This is a genomic window from Candidatus Erwinia haradaeae (assembly GCF_900698855.1).
Lineage (GTDB): Bacteria > Pseudomonadota > Gammaproteobacteria > Enterobacterales > Enterobacteriaceae > Erwinia_E > Erwinia_E haradaeae_F.
Genome location: NZ_LR217698.1, coordinates 337,854 through 357,183 on the forward strand (window position 1 = coordinate 337,854; position 19,330 = coordinate 357,183).

Consider the following 19,330-nt stretch of genomic DNA (forward strand, 5'->3'; position numbering starts at 1 on the left):
CTGGTGATTGATGCTACAGCCGTTATTCATCCCAGTGCAATTATTGAGGCAGGTGCTGTGATTGGTGCAGGTGTTCAGATTCATCCTTTTTGTATTATTGGTTCTCATGTTAGTATCGGGGAAGGGACGGTGCTAAAATCCCATGTCGTAGTTAATGGTCATACCTGCATTGGGAAAAATAATACTTTGTGGTCATTTACTTCAGTAGGTGAAGTTAATCAGGATCGAAAATATACTGGTGAACCAACGAGAGTGGAAATTGGCGATCGTAATCATATTCGTGAAAGCGTGACAATTCATCGCGGAACTACACAATCAAATGGGATAACGCGTATTGGTAATGACAACCTTTTGATGGTAAATGCGCATATTGCTCATGATTGTGTTATTGGTAATCATTGTATTTTAGCTAATAACGCGACATTAGCTGGGCACGTGATCGTCGATGATTTTGCAATCATTGGAGGTATGACAGCGGTGCATCAATTTTGTATTATCGGATCTTATGTTATGGTAGGTGGATGTTCTGGTGTAACTCAGGATGTGCCTCCTTATGTTATTGCACAAGGTAATCATGCTAGGCCTTTTGGGATCAATCTTGTTGGATTAAAACGTCATGGATTTAGTACAGATGCGCTACGAGCGATACGCTCTGCATATAAGATACTGTATCGAAGTGGTAAGACATTAGATACAGTGAAGCCAGAGATTGCTCGTATTGCAAATTTACATCCGGAAGTTCAGCCGTTCTACGATTTTTTTGCTCGATCTACTAGAGGTTTGATTCGTTAAGTTATGTCGAATAATATATTAACTATTGCTCTTGTTGCTGGAGAGATTTCTGGTGATATGCTCGGTGCAGGACTTATTCGGGCGATAAAAGAAAAACATTCTAATGTGCGTTTTATAGGTGTGGCTGGTCCTCTAATGAAGTCTGAGGGATGCTTGGCATGGTATGACATAGAAGAATTAGAGGTTATGGGCATTGTGGAAATTGTAGGGCGCCTGCGTCGTTTATTATATATTCGACGTGATTTGGCACGTCGTCTTATTCTTTTGCAACCCAATGTATTTATTGGTATTGATTCACCTGATTTTAACCTCACCTTGGAAGGTTGTCTTAAACGGAATGGGATTCGTACGATTCACTATGTTAGCCCATCATTATGGGCGTGGAGACAAAAACGTATTGTTACTATTGGGCGTGTAACTGATCTTGTTTTGGTGTTATTACCATTTGAAAAAGTTTTGTATGATCGCTGGAATGTTTCTTGTTGTTTTATCGGTCACCCCATGGCTGATTTGATTCCTATTAAGCCAGATAAGTTATCTATACGACAAAAGCTTGGTATTGATTCAGATTCTTTATGTCTAGCTTTATTACCGGGAAGTCGTAGTTCTGAGATTGATATGTTAAGTGAAGATTTCCTGAAAACAGCAATAATATTGCAGGAAAAACATCCAAATCTTCAGGTGATTGCACCGTTAGTTAACTCTCAGAGACGTTTGCAATTTAAAAAAATTAAGGATCGAGTAGCACCTACATTACAAGTACATTTTTTAGATGGTAAAGGACCTCTGGCCATGCAAGCCAGTGATGTTGCTTTATTAGCTTCTGGAACAGCTACGTTAGAATGCATGTTAGCCAAATGCCCGATGGTAGTAAGCTACCGTATGAAACCCTTTACGTTTTGGTTAGCTAAGCGTTTAGTAAAAACTAGTTACGTTTCACTTCCTAACTTATTATCTAATTCTACTTTGGTCCCAGAGTTATTGCAAGAGAAGTGTCAACCAAAACACCTTGCAGCTGCACTGGATCCTTTTCTTATTAATCCGAAGATATGTCCTTTTTTATTAACTACCTTTACTGAGTTACATCATAAAATTCGACAGAACTCTAATGAAAGTGCGGCGAAAGCAGTGCTAGAGTTTTGCCAATAAAAAAAATTTATTAATATTTAGATAGACATTAATTGCTTTTTATTTTCATTTGATAACGTAGCTTTTTGTTTTAATCTTTAATCTTTAAGTAGAATACATTTAATGTTTTTTCTCACTATATATCCTAAACTATTTTACACATTATATAGAAAAGGAGATATAATTTATATTATAAATATAAAATTTGTTATCAATCTGGATGAGAATAACTTTTTCAATATAGGTAGATAAATTGTCTACATGTTTATGATTTAGTAATATATATTATCTATTATGAGAGTAGTTTTCTACTGCAATTATATTGCAGTCTGATTTTAGACTAAAGTCCGAGTATTAATATTTATAAGAATCACATCTATTAGTTGCTTATCTTAAAATAGGTAAGATTTACGTATTTGACAGAGAAGCGTTCTAAAAACATAAGTGCTACTTGTTCCAATATTCTCATCTATAATTTTACCATACAAACTTACAAAATAAGGATGTTAGAATATAATTAATGTATGTTGATTGTTTCTATAATTTCGCCTTAATTTTGAATTGGAATCAAGATGTCTGAGCCTCATTTTGTTCATTTGCGGGTCCATAGCGACTATTCTATAATTGATGGATTAGCTAAAATAGGAACATTAGTAGATTTTGTAGCACAACTAGGCATGCCTGCTGTTGGTATTACAGATTTTACTAATTTTTTTGGATTAATTAAATTTTATAATGCTGCACATAAGAAAGGTGTTAAACCAATTATTGGCGCTGATTTTAAAATGAGTAGTGAGCTTATGGGTAATAACCTTTCGCAAATTACTATACTAGCTACTAATAATCAGGGTTATCAAAATCTTAAATTTCTGATTTCGCGTGCTTATTTGAGTGGTTATGGGAGCCAGGGTCCAATAATTAAACGTAGTTGGTTGATGGAGAATCCAGAAGGTATTCTTTTGCTTTCTGGTGGTCTTCAGGGTGAAATTGGTCAAATGCTTTTACGAGGAAACGAAAGACAGGTTCAAGAATCTATTAATTTTTATCAGAAATATTTTCCTGATTGTTACTATCTGGAATTGATTAGAACTGGACGAATAAATGAAGAAATATATTTGCATGCTGCAGTGGAATTAGCAATACAAACAGGTGTTCCTATTGTTGCTACCAACGAGGTGTGTTTTATTTCTCAATTAGATTTTGAGGCTCATGAGATTCGTGTGGCTATCCAAAATGGATTTACTTTAGAAAATCAGAAACGTCCTCGTCTGTATAGCGCTCAGCAGTATCTACGAACTGAAAAGGAGATGTGTATACTATTTTCAGATATTCCAGAAGCTTTAGAAAATAGTGTGGAAATTGCTCGTCGCTGTAATGTTACAATTCAACTTGGTTCATATTTTCTACCAAAGTTTCCAACGGGTTCTATGACCACGGAGGACTTTCTTGTTTTAAAATCTAAAGAAGGTTTAGAAGAGAGGTTAAATATTATATTTCCAGAGAAAAAAGTTCGTTCTCATCGTCGTTTACAATATGACCAGAGGTTGAAAACTGAACTCAAGGTTATTAATCAGATGGGTTTTCCTGGTTATTTTCTTATTGTTATGGAATTTATTAAATGGTCTAAAGATAATGGTATTCCGGTTGGTCCTGGTAGGGGATCAGGGGCAGGTTCTTTAGTCGCTTATTCGCTAAAAATCACTGATATAGATCCATTAGAGTTTAATTTGTTATTTGAGCGTTTTCTTAATCCAGAGCGTGTTTCACTTCCTGATTTTGATGTCGATTTTTGTATGGAAAAACGAGATCTAGTAATTGAACATGTAGCAGAGATGTATGGTCGTAAAGCAGTTTCACAGATTATTACTTTTGGTACTATGACTGCGAAAGCGGTTATTCGTGATGTAGGACGAGTTCTTGGCCATCCTTATATTTTTGTTGATCGAATTTCAAAAATGGTACCAGCAGATCCTGGAATAACATTAGAAAAAGCGTTTCGATCTTCCCCTAATTTATCAGTTCTTTATAAGTCAGATGAAGAAGTAAAACTGCTTATTGACATGGCAAAAAAGTTAGAAGGTGTTACACGTAATGCTGGAAAGCATGCGGGTGGAGTGGTTATTGCACCTACAAAAATCACTGATTTTGCACCATTATATTGTGACGAATCTGGTCATTATCCAGTGACTCAGTTTGATAAAAATGATATAGAATATACTGGTTTGGTTAAGTTTGACTTTCTTGGTCTACGTACACTAACTATTATTGATTGGACGTTAGCAATGATTAATGCGAATCATATAAAAAATCATGTTCAACCAATTGATATTTCTTCTATTGATCTTAATGATGAAAGAAGTTTTGATATGTTAAGGCAGGCTGAGACTACTGCTGTTTTTCAGTTAGAATCGCATGGAATGAAAGACTTAATTAAACGATTACAACCTGATTGTTTTGAAGATATTATCGCGTTAGTCGCTTTATTTCGTCCAGGGCCTTTACAGTGTGGCATGGTTGATAATTTTATTAACCGTAAGCATGGTTTGGAAAAGATTTCTTATCCAGATGAACAATGGCAACATGAGTTGTTAGAGCCTGTTCTTGAATCTACTTATGGAATTATCCTCTATCAGGAACAAGTAATGCAGATAGCTCAAGTTTTGGCTGGATATAGTTTAGGTGATGCGGACATGCTGCGTAGAGCTATGGGGAAAAAAAATCCAGATGAAATGGCTCGTCAACGCGAGGGTTTTGAAAGAGGTGCACAAGAGCATGGCATAGACGGTAGATTAGCTATTAAGATTTTTAATCTAGTAGAAAAATTTGCGGGATATGGTTTTAACAAGTCACATTCAGCGGCTTATGCTTTGGTCTCGTATCAGACATTATGGTTAAAAACGCATTATCCTGCTGAGTTTATGGCTGCAGTAATGAATACTGATATGGATAATACAGATAAGATAGTTACTTTAGTAAATGAGTGTTGGCGGATAGGTCTTCAGGTTCTTCCACCAGATATTAATTCTGGTTTGTATTATTTTTATGTTAATCATCAAGGAAAAATTGTGTATGGTATTGGGGCGATTAAGGGCATAGGAGAGGGTCCAATAAAGGCAATTATACATGCGCGTAATCAGAAGGGTTCTTTTAATGAATTATTTGAATTTTGTTCTCGTATTGATACGAGAAAGATTAATCGACGGGTTTTAGAAAAATTAATTTTATCTGGTGCTTGTGATTGTTTAGGCTTACATAGAGCCGCTTTAATCAGCGCTTTACCAGATGCATTAAAAGCTGCTCATCAGAGTTCTAAGGCAGATTCCATAGGACAATCTGATATGTTTGGAATTCTTACAGAAACTCCAAATCGAGTTAAGAACATACTGTTAGATGTACAACCATGGTCAGAACAAATTCAGCTCGAGGCTGAGAGAGAGGTTTTAGGTCTTTATTTAACTAGTCATCCAATTAACCAGTATTTACAAGAGCTTAAGCATTATGTTAGAGAAAAATGCTTAAAAGATATAGAAGTAACTAGAGATGGAAGAATAACGATTGTTGCGGGCTTGGTTGTATCAACTCGTATTATAGTTACAAAACGTGGAAGTCGTATGGGGATTTGTATCCTAGATGATTCTTCAGGGCGTTTGGAAGTAATTTTATTTGTAGATATTTTAGATAAATTCAAGCAGTTCTTAGAGAAGGATCGCATCTTAATTGTTAGTGGACAGGTTGTAGTGGATGATTTTAACGGAAAGATTAAAATGATAGCAAAGGATATCATGGATATTAATATAGCTCGTACACGATACATACGTGGGCTTGCGATCTTGCTAACTGATAAGAAAATAAATGATAATCTTGTGCAGAGTCTCGATCATCTATTGTCACCATATAGATCAGGAAATATACCCGTTCATCTCTATTATCATAACAGAGATACTCGATCTAAATTATGTCTAGGTAAAAAATGGAATATCTCACTTAGTGATCATTTATTAAATGATCTCCGTGTATGGGCAGGTCTAAAACAGGTGGAATTAGAGTTTGATTAATATAGGATTACTATGAGTCTTCATTACCCAGATTTCGAACAGCCTCTTGTAGAGCTGGAGGCAAAAATTGATTCTCTTAAGCTTGTTTCCTGCAATGATAGTCAAGAAAATATACGTTTAGATGCAGAGGTTCAGCGTTTACGAAATAAAAGTTGTGAACTTACACGTAAGATTTTTTCTAATTTAGGTGCTTGGCAAATTGCACAGTTGGCACGTCATCCACTACGACCATATACATTAGATTATATACATACTGTATTTACTGATTTTGATGAACTAGCGGGAGATCGTGCTTACGGTGATGATAAAGCTATTGTTGGTGGTATTGCTCGTTTTTCTGGGCGCCCTGTAATGGTAATTGGTCATCAAAAAGGGCGCACTACTAAAGAAAAAATACGTCGTAATTTTGGTATGCCTGCACCTGAAGGGTACCGCAAGGCACTACGTTTAATGAAGATGGCTGAGCGCTTTAAAATGCCAATCATCACGTTTATTGATACACCCGGTGCATATCCTGGAGTAGGTGCTGAGGAGCGTGGTCAAGCGGAAGCTATTGCTTGTAATCTTAGAAAGATGTCTAGTCTTTCTGTTCCAGTAATTTGTACAGTTATTGGCGAAGGAGGTTCTGGTGGAGCTTTAGCTATTGGTGTTGGTGATAAAGTTAATATGTTGCAATATAGTACATATTCTGTCATTTCTCCTGAGGGGTGTGCGTCTATTTTATGGAAAAACGTCGATAAGGCACCAATAGCTGCTGAAGTGATGGTTATTATTGCTTCTCGTTTAAAGGAGTTGCATCTTATCGATTCTGTTGTTCCTGAGCCGTTAGGAGGTGCTCATCGGGATTTACTTCAGATCAGTTCTGCAATTAAAGATCAGCTTTTATTGGATTTAAATGATTTAGATCTTCTTAGTATAAAACAATTATTAGATCGTCGATATGAGAGATTGATGGGTTACGGTTCTTATTGCTAATTAATATTTTAGAATAAATTCTAAAGTTGGATATTTTAATATGTCAAGATAGTACATCTTCATACTATGAAGTATAGTCATGTGACTAATTGGATCTGAACATTAAAAGATTATTGATATTTTTATGAAATAATTGTATTTTTAAGTTTATCGGTTAGTTTGCATAAAGCTTACTGATATAATAACAAAAGCGTATTTATAGTATATTTATATAGTCAAAATATTTGATTAATTTATTGTATTATTAGTAATATCACTTTAATGTGATTTGATCTATTATATCATTAGTGTAATTAATATTAATTATATTAATAAGCGAGAATTTATGAATGTTCATTTTTTAAATGATCAGCTTCTTTCTGAGAATAATCTGAGTTATAATGACCTCACTGCTATTCTTGGTTATCTTTTTGAAAAAAAGATGGATTACAGTGATTTATATTTTCAATCTAGATACCAGGAATCATGGGTATTAGAAGATCGGGTGATTAAAGATGGTACGTATGGTCTAGAGAAGGGATTAGGAGTACGAGCTGTCAGCGGTGAAAAAACCGGATTTGCTTATGCGGATCAAATTACATTAGATGCGTTAAACAAGAGCTCTGAGGCAGCACGTAATATTGTTTCTGAACAAGGAAGCAAACAGTGCCACGTTTTAGGGAAACAAGTTGTTCCTGCACGATACTTATGTGTGGATCCGCTGAGTAGCTTAACATGTGATGAGAAAGTTTTATTGTTGCATCAGGTTGATAATATTGCTCGATTAACTGATAGACGCGTTCACCAAGTTACTGCTAGTCTTACAGGTGTATATGAGCAGGTGTTAATTGCAGCTACTGACGGGACTTTAGTATCTGATATTCGCCCTTTAGTTCTTTTATCAATTAGCGTTCAAGTGGAAGACCGTGGAAAACGAGAAAGGGGTTTTAGTGGGGGAGGAGGACGATTTGGGTACGAGTTCTTTTTAGAGAATATCGACAATGAGGTTCGGGCTGAGGTTTGGGCACGCGAAGCAGTGCGTATGGCATTAGTAAATTTATATGCACTAGAGGCACCTGCTGGATCGATTCCTGTTGTTTTAGGGTCAGGATGGCCTGGTATTTTACTTCATGAAGCAGTTGGACATGGTTTAGAAGGTGACTTTAATCGTCTTGGTACATCTATTTTTAGTGGTAGAGTAGGGCAACAAGTAGCATCTGAATGTTGTACCGTAGTAGATAACGGAACTAAATACGGCCTACGAGGCTCTCTCTCTGTTGATGATGAGGGAGTACCAGGACAATATACGACTTTGATTGAAAAGGGTTTACTGAAGGGATATATGCAAGATAAGTTAAATGCACGATTAATGGGTTCAGAATCCACTGGTAATGGTCGTCGCGAGTCTTACTCTTGTCTACCTATGCCTCGTATGACGAATACTTACATGTTAGCTGGAGATTATACTCCTCAAGAAATTATTGAAAGTGTTGAGTATGGTTTGTATGCACCTAATTTCCATGGGGGGCAAGTAGATATTACTTCTGGTCAATTTTCTTTTTCTACTTCAGAGGCTTATTTAATTAAAAATGGGGTAATTCGACAATCAGTGAAAGGAGCCACGCTTATTGGTTCCGGCATTGAGGTTATGCAGGCTATTTCAATGGTTGGAAATGATTTACATTTAGATTCAGGAGTAGCAATTTGTAGTAAAGATGGACAAAATATTCCTGTTGGCGTAGGTCAGCCTACTGTTAAGATAGATAACCTCATTGTAGGGGGTTGTTTGAACATATAAATTTTAGAAAAATTTTTCTCTTAAAGAAGAGAATGATTGTTCGTTCATGAAATTAATGAATTTGCATTAATACATAATTTTTCAAATATATAGTTAATTAATATCTATGTTTACTTGGAAGTATATTTAATATTTCTTTCTATTAGATGATCCTCTACCGATTCCATAATAAATTAAACCTTCTTTTTGAATTATTTCTGGATCATATAAGTTACGACCATCAAAAATTACAGATTCTTTTAGATTTTTTTTAATTAGATTTAAATCAGGGTTTTGAAAATCATCCCATTCAGTACAAATAATAAGTCCATCTGCATTCTGAAGTGCTAGCTCTTTAGTTTTCATTAATTTAAGATCTTTTCGAAAACCATAAATTAGTTTTATTTCATTCATTGATTTTGGGTCAAATGCTTGAATAATAGCTCCAGCATTCCATAATATTTCCATTAGTGTTCTGCTTGGAGCTTCACGTACATCATTAGTATTGGGTTTAAATGATAAACCCCATACGGCAAAAATTTTTCCGTGAAGAGCGTTGCCAAAATGTTGTTTAATTAGATCAGGTAATTTATTTTTTTGAGAAATATTAATATCTTCTACAGCTTGAAGTAAGCGAGGATGATAGCCCATTTCTTTTGAAGCTCTTATTAAGGCTTTAATATCTTTTGGAAAGCATGACCCTCCAAAACCACAGCCAGGCTGAATAAATGAGGAACCGATCCGTGAATCAGAACCAATTCCTTGTCGTACATTTTCAATATCAACGCCAAGTCGTTCTGCTAAATTAGAGATTTCATTGATAAAGCTAATTTTAGTTGCCAACATGCAGTTGGCTGTATATTTTGTTAGCTCAGCACTTCTTATATCCATTAGAATTATAAAATTTCTATTTTGGACAAATGGGGAATAAAGTTCATAGATTAATTTAAGCACAAGTTTATTATCGGTACCAATAATAATTCGATCTGGATTTATACAGTCCGTGACTGCTGTGCCCTCTTTGAGAAATTCAGGGTTGAAAGCTATATCAAAATTTAATTTTACACCACGCTTTTTTATTATATTGACCATTATTGCCTGCATTTTTTCAGTGGTTCCCACTGGAACAGTGGATTTATTCAGGACCACTTTATAGTCTTCCATGTATTTTGCAATAGAATGTACGACAGAATTAACAGATTGTAAGTCGGTAAATCCATTTGAATCTGATGGAGTACCAACGGTAATTAATTGAATTAGTCCGTGATTTACTCCCTTTTTTTCTTGGGTAGAGAAACGCAATCGTCCTTCTTTAAAGTTTTTTGTTATCAGCGCAGATAAGTTTGGCTCAAAGATAGGAAGAATGCCTTGTTTTAGATTTTCAATCTTTTTAGAGTTAACATCGATACATAATACATGATGTCCTACTTCAGCTAGGACCGCAGCTTGAACAAGTCCGACATAACCAATACCAAAGATTGTAACTTTCATTTATTATTCCAGTGTGTTAAATATGTTGGTTTATTATATATAATATGTTATGTTATGATTTAATCTATATATCATATTGTGAAATCTTTTTTATTAGTATTAACTAAGCGATTAACCTTATTGTGGAAAGAGAAATTATTGGTACTCTTTTTTGATTTTTTATCTATTTATAGTGAATTTAAATTAGAGATCATCTCGGACATTTTGAAGAATCAATATGGATTATTTAATGTTAAGGGTAGATAGATTATTTTATATTTTTCCAGATATTAAAAACTTGGTTTGTATAAAAATGATTTAGGTGATTCGCGCTATGAGCGAATTTTGTCTGCATATATTATTGTGTCTTAAAGCATGCATATTAACTATATATTAATTTTGTACGTTTTAATGATCATTCTGTCTATCATAGAAGATTATATATTTATTAATATTATTAAGATAAGTTTAATGCGTGTTCTACAAGATTAATTTGATAGTAGATATATCTTTATAATTATTTTTATATCAAACTCTATAATATAATTTTTTCAGAAAAATAAGATTTAAAGTTTTTATGGTACTTAATCATTTTTCTATAACAAAGTCTGTATATTTTTTATTAATTTTGTCAAGATTATTTAATGGGTGATGGGAGGAGTCATGGATTTAATATATAGGTTTTTTTTAAAATAGATATTTGATGGTAATTTAGTATATATAGAGTTCGTTTAATATAATATTTTATATTATTTTAGCGGTATAATCTAATTAGTGTTTTATATTATCTCAGGTAGTTTTATATAATTTATATAGTTATTAGAATTTTAATGGTGTCTAGAGATCTGTTATAAAGAGATAGGTTCTAATTTTATTTAGAGATTTGTTTTTTCTATTGTTTATTGGGGTCTAAATTTTTTATTTTGATTTCTAAGAGATTATTTTCCAATGATTGTCATATCATATATTTTTAGAGTGTATATAAATTTTATTTATTTCTTTAGAAAAAAATTATGTAAGAAATTATTTTATTAAAACAATATTATTAGGTATTTTCTTGCGATTTTTCTCGATCGTATAATATAATCAGGAACAACCTTACTAATATTTTTATAGTGTGCGCTAAAAATATCTGAAGATACATGTGTGTAGTAAGTAGAAGATGCATTATACGGATGTGGTCAGTATTGCTTTGTATTTCTTATTATATTTTCTTTTTTAGGAAATTTCAGTGATCATTCTTATAATTAACATGTTTATATGTCTTAAATGAAGTTACAATATTTATTTTGTTAAAGAGGTATATTTTAAGTTTTTATCAAAAATGAAATTTATCTAGATTATTTCGTGGAACTTGTTTTATTTTTAAAATGTAGATTTTTTTAATTTATGCGTCTTGTCTTTTTAGCATAAAATTTTTAATATGAGATAAATAAAGAAGAAAAAAGATAATTTTGAGAAATTAGAATAATGATAAGTAGTAGAATAACAGATGTAATATTAAATAATTTTATTATAGAATTGATAATTGACGTCGATTAATTATCGACCTAGTTCTATTGGATTAATATAAGATTAAAGATTAGAGCGCTATGCAGGATACTTTTAAACATATACCAGTCTTATTAAAAGAGGCGGTAAATGGTCTAAATATTAGATCAGATGGTATTTATATTGATGGAACTTTTGGTTGCGGAGGGCATTCGCGTCTAATTTTAGATAGACTTGGTCAATTAGGGCAGTTATATGCTATTGACAGGGATCCTGAGGCTGTGACGATTGCGTCTAAAATTAATGATTCACGTTTTACAATTATTAATGGTCAGTTTTCAATGATAGGTAAGTATGTTGAAGAACGTGGATTGACAAGAAAAATTGATGGTATTATTCTAGATCTTGGTATGTCATCATTACAAGTTGATAACCCTTTACGAGGGTTTTCATTTATGCGAGATGGTCCACTAGACATGAGGATGAATCCAGTATATGGACAATCAGCAGATAAAAAATTAATGAATGCAAAAGAAAGCGAGATTTATTTTGTGCTAAAAACTTTCGGAGAGGAACGTTTTGCGTGGCGTATTGCTCACGCTATTGTACAAAGAAATAAAATCTGTCCAATAACGCGAACGAAGGAACTAGCGAATCTTATTTGTTCTGTTGTTCCAACTAGACGACTTCGTAAACATCCAGCAACACGAAGTTTTCAGGCAATTCGAATTTGGGTTAATAATGAGTTGGAAGAAATAGAACAAGCACTAAAAGGAATATTAGGCAGCCTAAAAATAGGAGGACGTATATCAATTATTTCTTTTCATTCGCTAGAAGATCGTCTAGTTAAACAATTCATACGTAAGAATAGTCGTGGATTACAAATTTTTTCTCGATTCCCCCTTAGAGAGAGGGGGTTCAGGGATTTATCTCATCCCTCTCTTCAGGATTTAGGAAAAATTAAGGCAAGTAAAAGTGAGGTATTGGACAATCCACGCGCACGCAGTGCTATGCTTCGTTTAGCAGAATGTATAGATTTATGACTAGATCTACGAGATGTAGTTTATCCAGTCTTATTGCTATGGATCTTATACGTCATAGTAAGATTCCAATATTTTTGTTAATTGTAGTCGTTGTATCTTCTTTTTTTGTAGTTATTACTGCATATAAAACACGCTTAAGCATTACAGAACGTGAGAAATTAATTTTAGAATGTGATGCATTAGATACTGAATGGAGGAATTTGATTCTTGAGGAAAATGCATTATCAAAATATCATTCAAATGAATCTGTCAGTCCCAGCTCAATGCAAATGAATCATTACTTTTCTAATTAGATATAGATTTTTTTATTTAAAAATTAGATTTCAATTTAATATGTACAGAATATAGCATTATGTAATGAGGGTCTTATCTATTTTTTAAATATTCTATCCAGAGCTTCTGAAGAAGACTAAATAATAGAAATATACTACAATAGTTCATATGCTATTTGGAATAGATTGCTAGAAAATATATATTTATATATATTAGTATATAAGACATTTCTGGATATGAGAGATAACTAATTATTATATATAAAGAGTTTCGATGAAGTGAAGTATTTTTTTTTAAAAGCTTAAAATGATATATAGTTATAGATTTATATTTAACATAAGTTCTCATTATTTTTATAATGTCTTTAGTGTTAAAGAAAGAATCAGAATGTTAAAAATTTTTTTTAAAGATTTATTTATAACTTAAAAGGGGAAAATAATGCCATGCTAGCTGCTAGCATACTTTATGGTTTTATAATGTAACATGGTAGGTAGATAGTATTATTATTTTGATTTTGTTTATAAAATTTAAATATATTTTATATTACTATTTAATACAATATCTGTATTAGAGTAAGTACAGATTCTTTTCTGTGTTTTAATTAATAATTTTAGAAAATATTTTTATTTGATCAGTGGTTTTGAAAGTTATCTAAAAAACAAGAAGTGGATAGATAGAAGACTAAAAGTGATATTTGTATATGAAGTATTTTGATCTTTCTTGAAAACTTAAAGTAGAACAAGATTATTTCATGATCAATGATAATTCACTACGCTTCTATTAGGTATTTTTTAATTTTTCTTTTCGAGAGTTTATATTCAAAATGATGACAATGATTGAATAAAATAATCAATTCCAAGCGTAATTTATTGATTTACACTACCATGGTTCTCACGTAACTATCTTTGATATGATCAAAGATATGTGACTGTGTCATATATATTTATCTATTCTATTTTCATGAAACTTTTAATTGATTATGCCAGAACTTTACTGCTATGACCTACCTTTTAGAAAAGGTGACCAACGGAAGCTGGGACAATTAACCGGTTCTGCCTATGCTATTGAATGCGCCGAAATAGCTGAGCGTCATCACGGTCTTGTGATATTAATCACCCAGGACATAAAAAATGCTCGATGTCTTCAGGAGGAACTAAGACAGTTTACTCATCAACCAGTGAATCGTTTTCCAGATTGGGAAACATTACCATTTGATCGATTTTCTCCAGATCAGGCAACTATATCTGCTAGACTTTCTACTCTTTATCAGCTGCCAATGCTAAAAAGTGGTATTCTGATTTTATCAGTACATACCTTAATGCAGCGCGTATGTCCATATAACTTCTTATCTTCTTTAGCTGTTTGCTTAAAGAAAGGTGTTAAAATTTCTCGTACACAGTTACGTTTGCATCTTAAAAAGGCCGGTTATCGTAGTGTACATCATATTGTGGAGCATGGTGATTTTTCTAACTATGATAGGTTTTTAGATATATTTCCTATGGGAAAGGATCAAGTATATCGTATTGTTTTTTTAGATGATCAGATTCATGATATATATTTTTTAGATAGTGATAGTCAACGAACAAAGAAAGAAATTACTGAACTCAATCTCCTACCTGCGCACGAATTTCCAACTAACAAAGATGTAATTGATCTTTTTTTGAAACAGTGGCGCAAACATTTTGATGTTCGATTGGAGCCTGAGCATGTTTATCAGCAAGTTAAAAAAGGAGCTCTACCTGCTGGGATTGAGTATTGGCAGCCATTATTTTTTGAAGAGCCTTTACCTAGATTTTTTAGTTATTTACCGTCTAATGCGCTCTTGGTTATATCTGGTGAACTAAAGAAAAGTAGTGATGATTTCTGGTTTGATATTAATAGGAGATATGACAATCGTCGAGTTGACGTAATGCGTCCTTTATTAGATCCTAAATATTTATGGTTATGTAGTAGTGAGCTTATGTCTGCATTACAGGAGTGGCCGCGTATAGAACTCCAACAGCAGTGTTTAGAAGAGGATAAAACTCATACTAATTTAGAATACTCATCATTACCAGACTTATCGGTTAGACCTAAGGCTCAACAGCCCTTAGATGGTTTACGAAGATTTCTTGAATCTTTTAGTGGTGCGGTAATTTTTTCAGTAGAAAACGAAGGTCGTAGAGAAGTTTTACAGGAGTTACTCGCACGCATTAATATTCAAGCAGATATTATTTATCAATTATCTCAAGCGAAAGATTCTGGGTGTTATTTATTAATTGGTTCTAGTGAGCAAGGTTGTATTGATCACCGACGAAAGCGCGCATTAATCTGTGAAAATGATTTACTAGATGATTTTGTTAGCTATTCTGGCCAAGATCGTCGTAAGACAATGCATGCTGATATTTTAATACCGAATTTTTCGGATTTGTCTCCAGGTCAACCAGTAGTGCACATAGAACATGGTGTTGGGCGATACCTCGGCCTTTCTACTTTAGAGACGGGTGGTGTTCAAGCAGATTATCTAATGTTAGCATATGCTGAAAATGCGAAATTATACATTCCTATGCCATCACTACATCTTATTAGCCGCTATACTGGTAGTTCTTATGAAAATGCTCCGTTACATAGGTTAGGTGGTTCTGCATGGTTACGAGCTAGGAAAAAAGTTTCTAAAAAAGTGCGTGATGCTGCTGCTGAGTTGTTGGATATTTATGCTCAGCGTGCAGCAAAAAATGGTTTTGCTTTTAAACATGATAAAAAACAATATCAGTTATTTTGTGAAAGTTTTCCATTTAAAGTTACTTCTGATCAAAAAAAGGCAATTAATGCAGTACTCAGTGATATGTGTCAGCCATTAACAATGGATCGTTTAATATGCGGTGATGTTGGTTTTGGAAAAACAGAAGTGGCTATGCGTGCTGCTTTTTTAGCAGTCTTTAATCATAAACAGGTAGCAGTTTTAGTGCCAACCACTCTTCTTGCTCAGCAACATTATGATAACTTTCGAGATCGATTTGCTAATTGGCCGGTATGCATTAAGATGCTTTCTCGGTTTCGTACCGAAAGAGAACGGGAGCAGGTATTAAAGGAGACGAAAGAGGGGAAAGTAGATATATTAATTGGCACTCATCAGCTTTTGCAAAACAAGATTAAATGGCACGATCTTGGTCTTCTTGTTGTAGATGAAGAACATCGTTTTGGAGTCCGCCATAAAGAACGCATTAAAGTAATGCGCACAGATGTTGATATCCTTACTTTAACGGCTACGCCTATTCCACGTACATTAAATATGGCAGTACATGGTATGCGTGATTTATCAATTATTTCTACTCCACCAGCTCGTCGTTTAGCAGTGAAAACTTTCGTTCATCAATATGATCAGAAAATTATTGGAGAAGCCATTTTACGTGAAATACTCCGTGGTGGACAGGTTTATTATCTTTATAATGATGTTGAAAATATTGAGAAAGTAACAAAAAAACTTTCTGAGTTAGTTCCAACAGCGCGCATTGCTCTTGGTCATGGCCAAATGAATGAGCGTGAGCTAGAACGGGTTATGAATGATTTTTACCATCAGAGGTTTAATGTATTGGTTTGTACTACGATTATTGAAACTGGTATCGACATACCTACTGCAAATACAATTATTATTGAAGGCGCTGATCGATTTGGACTAGCTCAGTTGCATCAATTAAGGGGGCGTGTTGGTCGATCGCATCATCAGGCTTATGCTTGGTTATTGACACCACATCCTAAAGCAATGACTATAAATGCACAGAAGCGTCTAGAAGCCATTTCTTCTTTAGAAGATTTAGGTGTTGGTTTGTCTTTAGCTACCCATGATCTTGAAATTCGTGGAGCTGGTGAGTTACTTGGGGAAGGGCAGAGTGGGCAAATAGATAGTATTGGTTTTTCATTATATATGGAATTATTAGAACATGCTGTTAATTCTTTAAGGGCTGGTAACGAACCTTCATTAGAAGATCTTACGCGTAGTCAGATTAATATTGATCTCAAAATCCCTGTTTTTCTTCCGGATTCTTTTATTCCTGACGTAAACACTCGTTTAGCATTTTATAAGAGAATTGCTAGTGCAAAAAACTATAGTGAATTGGATTCTATTAAGGCAGAGTTAATGCATCGTTTTGGATTAATGCCAGATTCAGCTCATGCTCTTTTTGACACCGCCTCTTTGAGGTTATCGTCACAAATAATTGGTTTAAAGAAAATAGAAGCTCATGAAACAGGTGGGTTTATTGAATTTAGTGAAGATAATAAGATTGATTCTTCTTGGTTTTTAAGTCTTTTAAAGAAAGAGCCTAATTGTTGGTTTCTAGATGGATCCACACGTATTAGGTTTGTTTGTGATTTATCAGAACGAATAGTGCGTATTCAGTGGATTACTAAATTAATTGAACAGATGCTTGATAACATAGTGCCTATGTAGTTTATTTGATAATGATACAGAATATTATATATGTTTTATATTTATTATCAGTTGGAGGTAATATCTTGAATTATTAAAGACTTTTATGTTTTTGCTTAAGGTATTTTCATGTTTTAAACATGTTGTTTTCTGACGTTTTCATTGTACTTATAGTTTTCAATGTGATTGGAATATACTATATTAGTTAAATTTTATAAGATTTATTTTCTTTTTTATCCTACCTTTTATTAATTTTTAATTAAGAGGTTAATTAGATTGTTTATTTTATTTTATTTAATGAAAAATTAGAATAGTAAATATTAGTTGATAATTTAGTTGTATTAGTTTATTTTTTTATTGTGTGTTTTTGGTTATTTTATGATTGAATGAACTATTATAGTTAATATAAATATAGGTGATTGTATTATAATTGTTAGTATTTTGACACTTTATAGGTTGTAATTCTTTATATAGAATATTTCTAATATTATGTAAAATTTTTAAGTAGAGTAACTGTTATATGATATCGAGTTATAGTATATACCATGATTATATCTTCTTTAGAAGATATAATCATGTAGTTATATTGTTCTTCAGAATGTCAATTAACCGGATATTTTCTAATGTTATATTTTATTTTTTAATACCAAATTTTTTTGGTAAAGATATGCATATCTTATTTTTTTATAACATATTTATATTGTTTTAATTTTATATTCATTAACTTAATTAGTGGAAGATAAGTTGATTTTGTAATATTTTTTTCAGTTAAGATCTCTCCATGTGTTAATATAAAATATAAAAATAAATCTATCATTATTTAATATCACTTTTTTATGAGAGAAAAGATTATCGATTATAAAATTTAACATATGATATATAATATCAAAGTAATATTTATTTTTAGTATAATTTCTAATATTGTTATTGATATTACTTATTCATTATTAGAATAGGTTGATGTATAGTTTTTATTTTTAGAATTAAAAATATTAAATTTTTTTAATTCTAAAAATATAGATATGAATTTATAACAAAAATATATTTTATATATCTTTTGTTTCGTAAAATCCTATTAAAATAAATAATATTTTTTCTAAAAAATGATTTAAAGTAGGTTACTGATTATACAATCAGTATTGTATATGTCTCGGACATAATATATGACATTGGGAAGATTTTAAATATAAAAAACTTATACATTAATTAATAGTTATGATCAGAGGAATTTAATATTATTATCAATTTTATAATTAAGATATTAATATGATATATTACGATATTTAATATATTAAGGAAAAGATTAATATATTATTTAGTATTGTACTATAGCAAATAAAAAATAAGAGTGTAATATATTTTTTTATTTTGAATAATTAGTCCATATTTATTTTTATGCATTAATTATTTAATTTTTTAGTATTAAGAGTAGAGTATTTGTTTTTATTTATTTATTTTTTTATTTATTAAAATACAAGAAAAAAAATATATTAAGAAATAATATTTATAACATGGATGTTAGTAAGATACAAAATAAGATCTATATAGTTATTACTTAACTAATAATCATAATGCATAATACATAATTTCTTCAGAGTTAAATTTTTTATCTAATAGATCGGTAATTATAATTCTCCATATCAATATTAAGCAGTAATAACAATTATATTTGTACAATATTATTGTAATTGTGACAATATTTATTACTTCAGTTATTTCAAATAATTTTAATTTTTAAAAGTTAGGCTATATTTATTTCATCTGTAGATGAATGCAATAGAAAATAGGAAGTTAGATATCTATCTAGTCTAGACTAGACGACAGTATGATTTTTTTATTCAGTTTTAGAGATGAATTTGCAAGAATATTGAAGTTATTAATAGTTACATTATTTTTTATAGAAAGAGTACGATGTTTTATCTTATTTTGCATTTATTAA

Annotated in this window: 9 protein-coding genes; 8 read left to right on the forward strand and 1 reads right to left on the reverse strand. The window is 32.0% G+C overall.

The genetic code is table 11. The annotated features are described in order from the left end of the window. Positions 1-3: 3 nt before the first annotated feature. From lpxA to tldD, 5 genes are all read left to right on the forward strand, one after another. Complete coding sequence (gene lpxA / locus HACICURT3053_RS01005; RefSeq protein ID WP_157991903.1) at positions 4-792, forward strand: acyl-ACP--UDP-N-acetylglucosamine O-acyltransferase; 789 nt, start codon at positions 4-6, stop codon at positions 790-792. 3 nt (positions 793-795) lie between these two features. Next, on the forward strand, positions 796-1,941 hold the full coding sequence (lpxB, locus tag HACICURT3053_RS01010) for a lipid-A-disaccharide synthase (RefSeq protein ID WP_157991904.1): 1,146 nt from the start codon (positions 796-798) through the stop codon (positions 1,939-1,941). Between the two features lie 551 nt (positions 1,942-2,492). Beyond that, positions 2,493-5,975 (forward strand): DNA polymerase III subunit alpha, encoded by a 3,483-nt coding sequence (dnaE, locus tag HACICURT3053_RS01015; protein ID WP_157991905.1) that lies wholly within the window; start codon positions 2,493-2,495, stop codon positions 5,973-5,975. Between the two features lie 12 nt (positions 5,976-5,987). Continuing rightward, complete coding sequence (gene accA / locus HACICURT3053_RS01020) at positions 5,988-6,950, forward strand: acetyl-CoA carboxylase carboxyl transferase subunit alpha (RefSeq protein ID WP_157991906.1); 963 nt, start codon at positions 5,988-5,990, stop codon at positions 6,948-6,950. Positions 6,951-7,275: 325 nt separating this feature from the next. Continuing rightward, a complete protein-coding gene (gene tldD, locus HACICURT3053_RS01025) occupies positions 7,276-8,727 on the forward strand; it encodes a metalloprotease TldD (RefSeq protein WP_157991907.1) in 1,452 nt (483 codons plus the stop codon). A gap of 126 nt (positions 8,728-8,853) precedes the next feature. Here the strand turns inward: tldD and HACICURT3053_RS01030 are convergent, their stop codons facing one another. After that, positions 8,854-10,197, reverse strand: coding sequence for a UDP-glucose dehydrogenase family protein (locus HACICURT3053_RS01030; RefSeq protein WP_157991908.1), 1,344 nt, complete (start codon positions 10,195-10,197; stop codon positions 8,854-8,856). Positions 10,198-11,768: 1,571 nt separating this feature from the next. On the opposite strand from HACICURT3053_RS01030, the gene rsmH reads away from it, so the two are divergent. From rsmH to mfd, 3 genes are all read left to right on the forward strand, one after another. Next, positions 11,769-12,710 (forward strand): 16S rRNA (cytosine(1402)-N(4))-methyltransferase RsmH, encoded by a 942-nt coding sequence (gene rsmH, locus HACICURT3053_RS01035; protein ID WP_157991909.1) that lies wholly within the window; start codon positions 11,769-11,771, stop codon positions 12,708-12,710. After that, positions 12,707-13,003 (forward strand): cell division protein FtsL, encoded by a 297-nt coding sequence (ftsL, locus tag HACICURT3053_RS01040; RefSeq protein WP_157991910.1) that lies wholly within the window; start codon positions 12,707-12,709, stop codon positions 13,001-13,003. Before rsmH ends, ftsL begins: the two co-directional genes overlap by 4 nt. 959 nt (positions 13,004-13,962) lie before the next feature. Then, positions 13,963-17,412 (forward strand): transcription-repair coupling factor, encoded by a 3,450-nt coding sequence (gene mfd / locus HACICURT3053_RS01045; RefSeq protein ID WP_157991911.1) that lies wholly within the window; start codon positions 13,963-13,965, stop codon positions 17,410-17,412. The last annotated feature ends 1,918 nt before the right edge of the window (positions 17,413-19,330 follow it).

Coding starts and splice junctions, on each gene's coding strand:
- lpxB (WP_157991904.1), top strand. CDS start 796: ATGTCGAATAATATATTAACTATTGCTCTTGTTGCTGGAGAGATTTCT.
- dnaE (WP_157991905.1), top strand. CDS start 2,493: ATGTCTGAGCCTCATTTTGTTCATTTGCGGGTCCATAGCGACTATTCT.
- rsmH (WP_157991909.1), top strand. CDS start 11,769: ATGCAGGATACTTTTAAACATATACCAGTCTTATTAAAAGAGGCGGTA.
- accA (WP_157991906.1), top strand. CDS start 5,988: ATGAGTCTTCATTACCCAGATTTCGAACAGCCTCTTGTAGAGCTGGAG.
- ftsL (WP_157991910.1), top strand. CDS start 12,707: ATGACTAGATCTACGAGATGTAGTTTATCCAGTCTTATTGCTATGGAT.
- HACICURT3053_RS01030 (WP_157991908.1), bottom strand. CDS start 10,197: ATGAAAGTTACAATCTTTGGTATTGGTTATGTCGGACTTGTTCAAGCT.
- mfd (WP_157991911.1), top strand. CDS start 13,963: ATGCCAGAACTTTACTGCTATGACCTACCTTTTAGAAAAGGTGACCAA.
- tldD (WP_157991907.1), top strand. CDS start 7,276: ATGAATGTTCATTTTTTAAATGATCAGCTTCTTTCTGAGAATAATCTG.